The 12,294-nt window shown below is 68.4% G+C and carries 13 protein-coding genes; 10 read left to right on the top strand and 3 right to left on the bottom strand.

The genetic code is table 11. From position 1 onward, the window contains the following. The first annotated feature begins 68 nt into the window (after positions 1 to 68). The gene (locus M0765_RS04505; protein ID WP_258502255.1) at positions 69 to 1,088 is read left to right on the top strand and encodes a hypothetical protein; all 1,020 of its coding nucleotides are present in this window, start codon (positions 69 to 71) and stop codon (positions 1,086 to 1,088) included. 49 nt (positions 1,089 to 1,137) lie between these two features. On the opposite strand, the gene ftsY is transcribed toward M0765_RS04505, so the two are convergent. Further along, a complete protein-coding gene (gene ftsY / locus M0765_RS04500) occupies positions 1,138 to 2,046 on the bottom strand; it encodes a signal recognition particle-docking protein FtsY (protein WP_446751591.1) in 909 nt (302 codons plus the stop codon). A 406-nt stretch (positions 2,047 to 2,452) separates the two neighbouring features. On the opposite strand from ftsY, the gene M0765_RS04490 reads away from it, so the two are divergent. Next, complete coding sequence (locus M0765_RS04490; RefSeq protein WP_258502252.1) at positions 2,453 to 3,928, top strand: M16 family metallopeptidase; 1,476 nt, start codon at positions 2,453 to 2,455, stop codon at positions 3,926 to 3,928. Positions 3,929 to 3,942: 14 nt separating this feature from the next. Then, on the top strand, positions 3,943 to 5,283 hold the full coding sequence (locus tag M0765_RS04485) for a M16 family metallopeptidase (RefSeq protein ID WP_258502250.1): 1,341 nt from the start codon (positions 3,943 to 3,945) through the stop codon (positions 5,281 to 5,283). A 22-nt stretch (positions 5,284 to 5,305) separates the two neighbouring features. On the opposite strand, the gene M0765_RS04480 is transcribed toward M0765_RS04485, so the two are convergent. Then, on the bottom strand, positions 5,306 to 6,223 hold the full coding sequence (locus M0765_RS04480; RefSeq protein WP_258502248.1) for a LysR family transcriptional regulator ArgP: 918 nt from the start codon (positions 6,221 to 6,223) through the stop codon (positions 5,306 to 5,308). An 82-nt stretch (positions 6,224 to 6,305) separates the two neighbouring features. On the opposite strand from M0765_RS04480, the gene M0765_RS04475 reads away from it, so the two are divergent. From M0765_RS04475 to pcp, 7 genes are all read left to right on the top strand, one after another. Next, positions 6,306 to 6,941: a LysE/ArgO family amino acid transporter gene (locus M0765_RS04475; protein WP_258502246.1), complete on the top strand. Its 636-nt coding sequence runs from the start codon at positions 6,306 to 6,308 to the stop codon at positions 6,939 to 6,941. A 30-nt stretch (positions 6,942 to 6,971) separates the two neighbouring features. Continuing rightward, positions 6,972 to 7,637 (top strand): RsmD family RNA methyltransferase, encoded by a 666-nt coding sequence (locus tag M0765_RS04470; protein ID WP_258502245.1) that lies wholly within the window; start codon positions 6,972 to 6,974, stop codon positions 7,635 to 7,637. A gap of 43 nt (positions 7,638 to 7,680) precedes the next feature. Next, positions 7,681 to 8,184 carry a pantetheine-phosphate adenylyltransferase gene (gene coaD / locus M0765_RS04465; protein WP_258502244.1) on the top strand — a complete coding sequence of 168 codons (504 nt, stop codon included), beginning with the start codon at positions 7,681 to 7,683 and terminating at the stop codon, positions 8,182 to 8,184. A gap of 190 nt (positions 8,185 to 8,374) precedes the next feature. Continuing rightward, positions 8,375 to 8,989, top strand: a complete 615-nt coding sequence (gene pxpB, locus M0765_RS04460) for a 5-oxoprolinase subunit PxpB (protein WP_446751536.1) — start codon at positions 8,375 to 8,377, stop codon at positions 8,987 to 8,989. Beyond that, the gene (locus M0765_RS04455; protein ID WP_258502243.1) at positions 8,986 to 9,984 is read left to right on the top strand and encodes a 5-oxoprolinase subunit C family protein; all 999 of its coding nucleotides are present in this window, start codon (positions 8,986 to 8,988) and stop codon (positions 9,982 to 9,984) included. Before pxpB ends, M0765_RS04455 begins: the two co-directional genes overlap by 4 nt. A gap of 67 nt (positions 9,985 to 10,051) precedes the next feature. After that, on the top strand, positions 10,052 to 10,792 hold the full coding sequence (gene pxpA, locus M0765_RS04450) for a 5-oxoprolinase subunit PxpA (protein WP_258502242.1): 741 nt from the start codon (positions 10,052 to 10,054) through the stop codon (positions 10,790 to 10,792). Positions 10,793 to 10,807: 15 nt separating this feature from the next. Next, positions 10,808 to 11,467, top strand: coding sequence for a pyroglutamyl-peptidase I (gene pcp / locus M0765_RS04445; RefSeq protein WP_258502241.1), 660 nt, complete (start codon positions 10,808 to 10,810; stop codon positions 11,465 to 11,467). On the opposite strand, the gene M0765_RS04440 is transcribed toward pcp, so the two are convergent. Next, a complete protein-coding gene (locus tag M0765_RS04440) occupies positions 11,455 to 12,156 on the bottom strand; it encodes an alpha/beta fold hydrolase (protein ID WP_258502240.1) in 702 nt (233 codons plus the stop codon). The two genes, pcp and M0765_RS04440, sit on opposite strands and share 13 nt — an antisense overlap. Between the last annotated feature and the right edge of the window lie 138 nt (positions 12,157 to 12,294).

The following is a 12,294-nucleotide window of genomic DNA, read 5'->3' as shown; positions in this document are numbered from 1 at the left end:
GGTGTGCGGGTGAGGCGCGCTTTACCTTTGCGCGGTCTCACACATCAATGCTCTCAGGGAGTGATTTCATGCACGCAAAACTATTGATATCGGCACTCGCTGCAACTCTGGCGGCCTGCGGTGGAGGAGGTGGTGGCGGCGGCGGTGGCTTCGCCGGCTTGCCGGTGGTACCGGCGCCCGCACCCGCTCCTCCCGCGCCGCCGCCGCCCGCCCCACCGCCGCCCGCTCCAGCCCCGGTTCCCGCCACGCGCACTTTCATGTACGAGGCCTTGGCCCCCGCCGCCGATCCATCGGCGTTTCTCACCCGGCTGAATGCACAGGGCGCGAGGTCGTTCCGCTTTTTCGGCGGCTTCGCCTTCACCATTTCGATGAGCCCCTACAGCGCAGAGGTTGTCGAGGCCTATGTGAAGGACGCCGAAACCTCCTACGCCTTCGAGTTGATGCCGGTCGCAGGCTCCGCGGCCGACTTGCAGGACCAGCTCAATGCCCAGGGTGCCCGAGGCTTCAAGTGGGGCGGTCCCTACGTGATAGGCGGCGAGACGCGCACGCTCTATCGCAAGGACAACAACTCCTCGTCGACCTACACCTATGCCGTGCTGACGGCGCCGGGCGACAGTGCCGGCTATCTGGCACAGGTCAACGCCCAGGGCGGCAACGGTTACTTCAGTGTCGCCGGCGCCTACATGGTCGGCGGAACCACGGTGCTGGTGTACCAGAAGGACTCGCAAGGCAGTGCAACCTATGGCTACGAGGCGCTGGGCCAGCCCGGCAGCGACGCCGATTTCCTGGCGCAGCTCGAGTCCCAGGGCGCCCGCGGCTTCCGGTTCAAGACGGGCTATGTCTTTTCGGATGGCATCAGGCTGCTTTACGAGAAAGACCTGTCGCAGTCGGCCACGTTCAGCTACCTGAACCTGCAACCCGCGGGCAACAGCGCGGACTACATCGTGCAGGCGAACGCCGAGGGCGCCAAGGGCAATGCGCTGGTGGGCGACTACGGGCTGCCGAGCGGCCAGATCAGGACGCTCTACATCCGGCCGGCCAACTGCACCGGTTTTCTCTGCGATACCCGCTCGCTGTTCGGCTTCTAAGCGGCTTCCAAGCGCCTTCTGAGCGGCAGCGGGCGCTGCTGGCCGCACTTCAGCCCAGCAGCGCCTGCGCGAACTCGCGTGCGTTGAAGGTCTCGAGGTCTTCCAGCTTCTCGCCCACGCCGATGAAATAAACCGGAATCGGCCGCTCGCGCGCAATGGCGCAGAGCACGCCGCCCTTGGCAGTGCCGTCGAGCTTGGTCACCACCAGGCCGGTGAGGCCCAGGGTCTCGTCGAAGGCCCTGACCTGCGCCAGGGCGTTCTGCCCGGTGTTGCCGTCGATCACCAGCAGCACTTCGTGCGGGGCCGTGGCGTCGGCCTTGGCGACCACGCGCTTGATCTTCTTGAGCTCGTCCATCAGGTGCAGCTGCGTCGGCAGCCGGCCCGCTGTGTCGACCAGCACCACGTCCTTGCCGCGGGCCTTGCCGGCCGTCACCGCGTCGAAGCTCACGGCGGAGGGGTCGCCCCCTTCCTGGCTCACGATCTCGACCGTGTTGCGGTCGGCCCAGACCAGCAGCTGCTCGCGCGCCGCCGCCCGGAAGGTGTCGGCCGCTGCAAGCAGCACCGAGGCGCCTTCGTTGGCCAGGTGCTTGGTGAGCTTGCCGATGGATGTGGTCTTGCCCGCGCCGTTGACGCCGGCCACCATGATGACCGTCGGCGAGAACTGGCCGATGACCAGCGGCTTCTCGAGCGGCCGGAGCAGGTCGGCAATGGCATCGGCCAGCAGCTTCTTCACCTGCGTGGCGTCGGTGGCCATCTGGCGCTTGACGCGCCCGCGCAGGTCGTCGAGCAGGAACTCGGTCGCCTTCACGCCGGCGTCGGCCATCAGCAGCGCCGATTCGAGCTCTTCGTAAAGCGCCTCGTCGATCTGCGCGTTGACGAACACCGCCTGGATGCCGGTGCCGGTCTTGCGCAGGCCGGTTTTCAGCTTGTCGAACCAGCCCTTGCGCTCGGCGGCCATCGCCGTTTCGGCGGCGGGCACGGGCAGCGGCGCGGGAGGCTCGACGGGGGCAGGGGCAGGCGCCGGAACCGGCGCCGGTGCAGGCATTGGCGCCGCGGGTGGAGCGGCGACGGGCACCGAGGGAGGAGGAGGTGCGACGGCGGGCGGCGCGGCAGGTGCAGGCGCGGGGAGGGAGCGGGCGAAGGCGATGGCGCGGGTGCAATCGCCGGTGCAGGCGTGGTCTCCTCTGCAGCAGGCTTGGAGCCGAACCAGCTCGATGGCGAGAACACCGAGCGCGCGAGGGCGGGCTCGGGTGCCGGTGCCGCTTCAGCGGCCGGGGCGAGCGCCGGTGCGGCCGGAGCTTCGGCGGGTGGTTTTTTCTTGAAGAAACTGAACATCGGGAGCTTTTTACAATCCGACCCATTCTATGAAACACCCCTCGCCACGCCGTGCTGCGTCTGGTGCGGTGCTGGCAATGGCGCTTTCCGCGCTATGGGCCGCGCCTGTACCGGCCCAGCCCACACCGGCTTCTGCCGCCTCTGCCGGTTCTTCCACTCCCGTTTCACCGGCCGCTGCCGCCGCGGCACCCGCGCCCCAGCAGTTCACCCTTGCCAACGGCATGACGCTGCTGGTGCTGCCCGACAGGCGCGCACCCACCGCGGTGCAGATGGTCTGGGTGCGCGTGGGCTCCGTCGACGAGGTCGACGGCACCTCGGGCGTGGCCCACGTGCTCGAGCACATGATGTTCAAGGGCACCAAGACCATCAAGCCGGGCGAGTTCTCGCGCCGCGTGGCGGCCCTGGGCGGCCAGGAAAACGCGTTCACCTCGCGCGACTTCACCGGCTATTACCAGCAGATTCCGGTGGCCAGCCTCGAGCAGGTCATGAAGCTCGAATCGGATCGCTTTGCCAATAACCAGTGGTCCGACGACGAGTTCAAGCGCGAGATCGAAGTGGTCAAGGAAGAGCGCCGCATGCGCACCGAAGACCAGCCGCGCGCATTGCTGGGCGAACAGCAGAGCGCCGCGGTGTTCACGGCCTCACCCTACCAGCGCCCCGTGGTCGGCTGGATGAGCGACCTCGATGCGATGACGCCCGACGACGCACGCGAGTTCTTCCGGCGCTGGTACGTGCCCGCCAACGCCGCCGTGGTGGTGGTCGGCGATGTGGACGTGGCCAAGGTGCGCGCGCTGGCCGAGAAGTATTACGGCAGCATTCCCGCGCGCGCCGTGCCCCCGCGCAAGCCGCGCATCGAGCCCGCGCAGCGCGGCATCCGCCGCATCGAGTTCAAGGCACCCGCGGAGCAGGCCTATGTGTCGCTCGCGTTCCGCATTCCGCAGCTGGAAAAAATCGACGATGCGGACAGCGACGTGTGGGCGCTCGAAGTGCTGTCGGCCGTGCTCGACGGCTACACCGGCGCGCGGCTTGATCGTGCGCTGACCCAGGGCCCCGATCGCGTGGCCGATTCCGCCGGTGCCTATTCGGGCCTGGCCGGCCGTGGACCGCAGCTGTTCACGCTGGTGGGCGTGCCGGCGAACGGAAAAACCGCCGAGGCGGTCGAGGCGGCGCTGCGGGCCCAGGTGGCGCGCATCGCGAAGGAAGGCGTGGGCGAGGCCGAACTCGCGCGCGTCAAGACGCAATGGGTGGCCAGCGAAACCTACAAGCGCGACTCGGTGATGGCGCAGGCCCGCGAACTCGGAAGCAACTGGGTGCAGGGGCTGCCGCTGGACTCCAGCGCCCGCATCATCGCCAAGCTGCAGGCCGTGACCCCGGCGCAGGTGCAGGCGGTCGCCGCCAAATACTTCGGAGACGACCAGCTCACGGTGGCCACCTTGCGCCCGCTGCCGCCGGAAGCCAAGCCCCGCGGCCGTGGCTTTGCAGCGCCCGCGGGCGAGATGCGTTGAAGGGCCGGATAGCCATGATTGCCATGAAAAAAATCCTCCGTCCCGCGCTGGTCGCCATTGCTGCCGCCCTGGCGGGCGCTGCACACGCCGCGCTTCCCATCGAGCACTGGACGCTCGCGAGCGGCGCCAGGATCTACCTGGTGTCGACCCAGGCGCTACCCATCGTCGATGTGCAGATCGACTTCGACGCCGGCAGCCGGCGCGATCCGGTGGCGCAAGCCGGCCTGGCAAGCGTGACCGCGACCATGGTCGAAAAGGGCGTGCGCGCCGGCAAGAACGGCGAGCCCGCGCTCGATGAAAACGCGCTGGGCGAAGCCTGGGCCGGCCTGGGCGCCGAGTTCAACGCCAGCGCCGGAACCGATCGCGCCAGCTACTCGCTGCGTACCTTGTCCGACCCGGCGCTGCTGACCAAGGTGGTGGCGCTGGCATCGCGCGAGATCGGCGAGCCGGCCTTTCCCGACGACGTGTGGCAGCGCGAGCGCGAACGCATCAATGCATCGCTGAAGGAGGCCAACACCAAGCCGGCGACCATCGCGGGCCGTGCCTTTGCACAGAGCGTCTACGGCAGCCACCCGTATGGCCAGGAAGTGACCGAAGCCACGCTGGCACGCATCGACACGGCGGCCATGCGGCAGCGCTACCAGCAGCTCATCGTGCCGTGCCGCGCCAAGCTCAGCATCGTCGGTGCCGTGACGCGCGCCGAAGCAGAAGCCATGGCCACCGCGCTGCTCTCGCGCTTGCCCGGCCCCGAGGCCTGCACGCCGCTGCCGGCCATTGCACCGGTGACCGCGCTTTCGGCGCCCAAGGACGAGCGCATTCCGTTCGCATCGGCGCAGGCCCACGTCTTCATCGGCCAGCCCGGCTATCCGCGCAAGGACCCGGACCACTTCGCACTCACGCTCGGCAACTACGTGCTGGGTGGCGGCGGCTTCGTTTCGCGGCTCACCAACGAAGTGCGCGAGAAGCGCGGCCTGGCCTACAGCGTCTACAGCGGCTTTTCGCCGGGGCTGGACGCCGGGGCATTCCGCATCGGCTTTCAGACGCGGCCCGACCAGGCCGAAGAGGCAGTGAAGATATCCCGCGAAGTGCTCGCCAAGTTCGTGGCCGAAGGCCCGACCGCCGCCGAGCTCAAGGCCGCCAAGGACAACCTGATCGGCGGCTTCCCGCTCCTGATGGACAGCAACCGCAAGCTCATCGGCAACGTGGCCAACATTGCGTGGCACGACCTGCCGCTCGACTATCTCGATACCTGGACCGCGCGCATGAACGCAGTGACCGCGGCCGAGGTTCGCGCCGCCTTTGCGCGCAAGCTGCAGCCCGAACGCATGGTGACGGTGGTGGTCGGCGGCAAATAAGCAAACACAGGGCTCGGGCTCGTCAGCGCAGGGCGTGTGCGCCGCTGCTGGCGGCCGCGCGCACCGTCGTCCGGAGGCGCTCGAGGAGCTGCGGCGCCGCGCGCGCTTGCTGCCAGTAGAGCGGCACCTGCAGCCCCGAGCCGGGCACCAGCTCCACCAGCGCGCCCGTGCGCATCGCATCGACCGCCATGCTGACGGGGAGCATGCCCCAGCCCATGCCGGCGCACGCAGCTTCAAGGAAGCCGTGCGCCGAGGGCAGCCAATGGCGCGGCGTCTCGATGCTGCGATGGCAGATGCGCCGCACCCAGCGCGCCTGCAGCCGGTCTTTGCGGTCGAACACCAGGCTGGGTGCGTCGCCCAATGTGCGAGCACCCACGCCCTTGGTGAAATGCCGGTGCATGAATTCGGGGCTCGCGGCCGCCACGTAGTGCATCGTGCCCAGCGCTTCGCTGTTGCAGCCCGCCACCGGCTGCGCCAGGGCCGTGACCGCGGCCAGCACCGCCCCGCTGCGCAGGCGCTCGGCGGTGTGGTCCTGGTCGTCCACGGTCAGATCGAGCAAAGCGGATTCTTCCTGCTTCGCAAAGGCCGCGGCGGCCGCCATGAACCAGGTGGCCAGGCTGTCGGCGTTGACCGCCACGCGCACCGTGACACGTTCGCGCTCGTTGCCGCCAGCGCCGGCCATGCCGAGGGCGGGCAACGCGTCGCGCAGTTCGTGCTCCAGCATGCCGACGCGCTCGAAGTGGCGGCAGAGCTGCTGGCCCGCTTCGGTGGGCACGCAAGGCTGTCCGCGCACCAGCAATGCACCGCCCGTGCGCTCCTCGAGCAGCTTCACGCGCTGCGAAACCGCCGACGGCGTGACGTTCAGAGCGCGGGCCGCGCGCTCGAAACTGCCTTCGCGCACCACGGCGGCCAGGGCATTCAGGGCGGCGTAGTCGAGCATGGTCGGGGTGAATTAGAAAAACTGAACATGGCTTAGGAAGTTTAGTTTGAATTAATCGGTCCGCGGCGGCAAGCTTGGCGCCATGGTTACCGAACAAATCACCACCGCTTTCGCCAACGGGCTCTTCATGAGCCTGGTGCTCATCGTCGCCATCGGCGCGCAAAACGCTTACGTGCTTCGCCAGGGTTTGCGGCGCGAGCATGTGAGCGCCGTGGTGCTGTTCTGCGCAGCGAGCGACGCGATCCTGATCACGGCCGGCGTGGCCGGCATGGCGCAGGCGCTGCAAGGGCGGCCTGCCGTGGCCACGGCACTTGCGGGGCTCGGCGCGCTGTTCCTGGGGGCCTATGGGTTGCGCGCACTGTGGCGTTCGCGTCAGCCGGGTGCGCTGCAGGCGGCGGCCCAGGGCGCATCGCTCTCGCGCGCCGCCGTGCTGGCGCAGGCGGCAGGCTTCACGTTGCTGAACCCGCATGTCTACCTCGACACCGTGCTGCTTGTGGGCAGCACCGGCGCGCAGTACGGCGGTGTGCTCAAGGTGTGGTTCGTCGCGGGGGCGGCGCTTGCAAGCGCGCTGTGGTTCTCGGCGCTGGGCTTTGGTGCGCGGTGGCTGGCGCCGGTGTTTGCGCGTCCGCGTGCCTGGCAGATGCTCGACGCGCTGATTGGCGGCACGATGCTCGTGCTTGCGGCGTTGCTTGCGCGGCGCGCCTTTCTCGGCATCTAGCGCCGCATGCGGCGGCGTTAAGCTTGCCGCATGCCCCAGAAGAAAGCCACAGCCGCCAAGCGCCCCGCCTCGCCGTCATCGCAGTCGCCTTCCCGATCGAAATCGCCGCCGAGCGAAGTGCGCATCATCGGAGGCCAGTGGAAGCGCACCCGCCTTTCCGTGGCCGACAAGCCAGGCCTGCGCCCCACGCCCGACCGCGTGCGGGAGACGCTGTTCAACTGGCTTGCGAGCATCGCGGGGGCGGGTGGCGGCGAATTGCCGGGCTGGCATTGCGTCGACGCATTCGCGGGCACCGGCGCCCTGGGCCTGGAGGCCGTTTCGCGCGGCGCCGCGAGCGTGCTGCTGTGCGAACAGGACGCCGCGCTGGTGGCGCAGTTGCAGGCCGCGAAGACCAAGCTTTCGGCCGAGGCCGTTCGCATCGAGCGCGGCAATGGACTTACGGCGCTCGAGCGTGTTGCCGCGGGCAGCCTGGACGCCGTCTTTCTCGACCCGCCTTTCGAAAGCACCGCCCTCTACGAGCCTTCGCTGCGCGCCGCGGCACGAGCCGTGAAAGCCGGAGGCGCCATCTACCTGGAAGCGCCGAAGCATTGGACCAATGAGGAGCTTGCCGCCGTCGGTCTTGTTGGTTTTCGTTACTTAAAGGCGGGCGCCGTGCATGCACATCTGCTGCGGCACGTTGCAAACGGGACTGCATAATCCGCCGGACAAGCCGCACCGGCTGCATGAGGAAGAAGCAACCATGGCCAGCAACGTGATCGCGGTTTATCCCGGCACTTTCGATCCCATCACCCTCGGCCACGAGGACGTGGTGCGGCGTGCAACCCAGCTTTTTTCGAAGGTCATCGTCGCGGTTGCGGCGGGTCACCACAAGAAAGCGCTGTTCACCTTGCAAGAACGCATGGAAATGGCGCGCGAAGCCGTGAAGCCCTACAGCGACCAGGTCACGGTCGAGAGCTTTTCGGGCCTGCTGCGCGACTTTGTGGTGGCGCGCGGCGGCAAGGCCATGGTGCGCGGCCTGCGCGCCGTGACCGACTTCGACTACGAGTTTCAGCTGGCGGGCATGAACCGTTCGCTGATGCCCGATGTGGAAACCGTGTTCCTGACGCCCAGCGACAAGTACCAGTTCATATCGAGCACCTTCGTGCGCGAGATCGCAATGCTCGGCGGCGAGGTCCACAAGTTCGTTTCGCCCGATGTGGAGACGCATCTGGCCGCCAAGGTGCGCAGCCTCGGTCGTGAATAGGTCCTCCCCCAGTCTTCGCGCACTTCGTGTCGCTTCGCCAACCCCCTCGCCGGGGGCAACACCAGCGGCCCGGCAAAGCCGGTTCCGCGGTGTTCCACGAAGATGCAACGCTGTCATTCGCATAGACGGCAAGGGCTGAGATGAGCAGCCAACTTCCGTCCCCCGCCTGCATCCGCTGGGCGATGCGGCGTTGCTTTGCGAACTGGCGCCGCCCGCCACGCTGGCGCAGCAACAGCAGATCTGGGCCCTGGGTGCCGAGGTGCAGCAGTGGCCCGGCGTGGGCGAGGTGCTGCCGGGCATGAACAATCTCACGCTGACTTTCGATCCGACGGCGATCGATATCGATGCGTTGATGGCGCAGGTCAACGAAGTCTGGCCGCGGCTTTTGGCTACCGCCATCGAAGGCCGGCTGGTGGAGATTCCGGTGGCCTATGGTGGCGAGCACGGGCCGGACCTTGCCGATGTCGCGGCTCACACCGGGCTCACGCCGGCCGAGGTGGTGCGGCGCCACAGTGGCGGCGAATACGTGGTCTACCTGCTCGGCTTTCTGCCCGGCTTCGCGTTCATGGGCGGGCTGCCACCCGAACTCGCCACGCCGCGCCGGGCCGAACCGCGCACGGCGGTGCCTGCGCGCTCCGTGGGCATCGGTGGGGAGCAGACCGGCATCTATCCGCTGGTGTCGCCGGGCGGCTGGCAGCTGATCGGCCGGACTTCGCTGGAGCTTTTCGACCCAGCGGCCGAACCGCCCACCTTGCTGCGCCCGGGCGACCGCGTGCGCTTTATCGTCGAAAGCGTAGAGACATGATGCTGGTCCAGAAACCCGGCATGCTGGCCTCTGTGCAAGACCTTGGGCGCCACGGGCACCGGCAGGTCGGCATTTGCCCCGGCGGTGCGCTCGACGTGCTGGCGCTCACGCTGGCGAACCGGCTGGTCGGCAATGCCGACGGCGCAGCCGGGCTCGAACTCACCATGGGCGGCTGCGAGATCCGCTTCGAAACCGACACGCGCATTGCGTTGGCCGGCGACGATTTCGCCGCCCGGCTCGACGGCACACCCCTCTGGCCGTGCTGGAGCGTGCCCGTCAAGGCGGGGCAAACGCTCAAGCTCGCAGGTGCGAATGCACCCGGCGCAAAGAAGGCCGGCTTGCGCAGCTGGCTTGCGGTTGCGGGCGGTATCGATGTGCCGCTGGTGCTCGGTTCGCGCAGCACAGACTTGAAGGCAGGCTTCGGCGGCCACCAGGGGCGGGCACTGCGCAAGGGCGACCGGCTTGCACTGGGTGCGACGTCGCTCGATGCGGCTCGACTCACGCGGCGGCCCTTCGGGCTGCGCGGCCCCGAATGGGGACCGGAGCAGGACGATTCGGCCATCGAATTGCGCGTGCTGCCGGGGCCCGAGTTCGAGCAATTCACCGCGGCGTCGCATGCGCTGCTCTGGAGCGAGCGCTGGCGCATCACCGCGCAGAGCAACCGCATGGGAATCCGGCTTGCGGGCGCCGAACTCAAGCGCAAGCGCAGCATCGACATGCTCTCGTCAGGCGTCATTCCCGGCACCATCCAGGTGCCGCCCTCGGGCCAGCCGATCATCCTGATGGGCGACGCGCAGACCACCGGCGGCTATCCGCGAATCGGCGTGGTGATTCGCGCCGACCTGTGGAAGCTCGCACAGGCGCCACTCGACGGCAGGCTGCGGCTGGTGCAGGTCGACATGGCGGCGGCGCTCGAGGCGTGGGCCGGGCAGCAGCGCTATCTTGCGCAGGTGGCGCAAGGGCTGGCGGCTGCGGGCTGGAGCAGACCGGCATAGACTGTGCGAGCAGCGGGCGCGCGTACGGCATCGATGTGCCGGCGGCCTGAAGAAGGAATCAACCCAAATGCAAATCGACCTGAATGCCGACCTCGGCGAAGGCGCCGGCAGCGACGAAGCGCTGCTCAGCCTCGTGAGCTCGGCCAATATTGCCTGCGGCTGGCACGCGGGCGATGCCAAGACCATGCGGCAATGCGTGCGCTGGGCCATCGAACACGGCGTGGCCATCGGCGCCCACCCCAGCTTTCCCGACCGCGAGAACTTCGGCCGAAGCACCATGCACCTGCCGCCCGACGAGATCGTGGCCAACGTGCTCTACCAGGTCGGCGCGCTCGCTGCGATCGTCAAGGCCGAAGGCGGCAAGCTCTCGCACGTGAAGCCGCACGGGCAGCTCTACAACCAGGCCGTGAAGGAGCCCGAGCTTGCCGACGCGCTGTGCGAGGCGGTGCGGCGCTTCGATCCATCGCTCAGGTTCTTCGGCCTTGCAGGCAGCGGCATGATCGACGCCGCACGGCGCGCCGGCCTCACGCCCGTGGAAGAAGTGTTTGCCGACCGCGGCTACATGCCTGACGGCAGCCTGGTGCCGCGCAGCCAGCCCGGCGCGCTCATCGAAGACGAAGAGCAGTCGCTCGCCCAGACGCTCTCGCTGGTGCGCGACCGCAAGGTAACTGCCATCGACGGCAGCACGGTGCCGGTCAACGCCCAGACCGTGTGCCTGCACGGCGACGGTGCCCATGCGTTGGCCTTCGCCCGCCGCATTCGCGACCGCCTGCAGCAAGAAGGCATCGCGGTGCGCGCGACGGCCTGAACGCACTGCCAAGCCGTGGTGCAGCGAACCAACGTCCTGCTGACCGGTTTCGATCCGTTCGACCGCGAAGCCCTCAACCCTTCATGGGAGGCCGTGCGCGCGCTGGACGGCTGGCAGTGCGGCCGCGCCACCGTGCATGCGCGCCAGATGCCCTGCGTCTTCGGCGATGCCATCGAGGCGCTTGCGGGCGCCATGGACGAACTGCAGCCGCAGCTGGTGCTGTGCATCGGCCAGGCCGGCGGCCGCGCGGAAATCACGCCCGAGCGCGTGGCCATCAACATCGACGACGGCCGCATTGCAGACAACGCGGGCCGGCAGCCGATCGACATGCCGGTGGTGCGCGGTGCGCCCGCGGCATATTTCTCGACACTGCCGATCAAGGCCATCGTGCGCGACCTGCGCGCGGCCGGCGTGCCCGCTTCGGTGTCGAACACGGCAGGCACGTTCGTCTGCAACCACATCTTCTACGGCCTGATGCACCGCTTGGCCACGCACCCGGTGCCGGGGCTGCGCGGCGGGTTCATTCACATCCCCTACCTGCCCGAGCAGGCGGCGCGCTTTCCGGGGCTGCCCAGCATGTCGCTGGCCACCATGGTCGAGGCGCTGCACATTGCGGTGGCCACTGCGCTGGCGGTTGAAAAGGACATTGCCGAAACCGGCGGTCAGCTCCACTGAGCCAGCCAGGAGAGCAGCGCCGCATTGACGAGCGCGGGCTTTTCCATGGTCAGCATGTGTCCGCACTGCGGCAGCCACACCACTTCCGCATGCGGCACCAGCGCCGCAATTTCGCGCGTGCAGTCGGGCGGCGTCAGCCGGTCCGTGTCGCCGCAGACCAGCAGCACCGGCGCGCGCAGAGAAGGCAGGTGGGTCCGCGCATCGGGGCGCCGCATCACCGCGCGGTTCTGGCTGATGAGCTGCTGCGTACCGGCATCCAGCACGATCTCGACGTAGCGCTCGACCAGCGCCTGATCGGCCGCCTGCGTGGGGTGAAACGCAAACACGGCGTTCGGCTCGATCACGTCGCGCAATTCACCGCGTTCGAACAGCTCGATCGCGCTTTCGCGCAGCTCGTACATGTCGGGCGACTCGGGCCGGGCATTGGTGCCCAGCAGCGCAAGCCCCGCAATGCGCCCGGGCGCCTGCCGCGCGGCCTCCATGGCGACCATGCCGCCCATCGATGCGCCGCACAGTATCAGCGGTCCGGGGTTCTCGCGCAGCACGGCCGCAGCCATGTCTTCGATGGTGTCGTGCCGCATGTGGGCATCGCTCACGCGGGCGTCGAACATGGCCGGAAGAACGGGAAGCTGGGCTTCCCACAGGCGCTCGTCGCAGGCGAGGCCGGGCAGCAAGACAAGGTGTGGCATCGGCGGATTTTGCGTCATCGCGCCCTCCGGCGTAACGGCATAGGCTGCTTGGCCAGAAGCCATTCGGCGGCGGAATCGACATACTTTCCGTTGCTGCGCGATCTGCGGTTCGCGCGTTTCCGCTTCATACCGAGGACA

This window comes from Variovorax sp. S12S4, assembly GCF_023195515.1.
GTDB lineage: Bacteria > Pseudomonadota > Gammaproteobacteria > Burkholderiales > Burkholderiaceae_C > Variovorax.
This window is presented reverse-complemented; position numbering and strand designations above follow the sequence as displayed.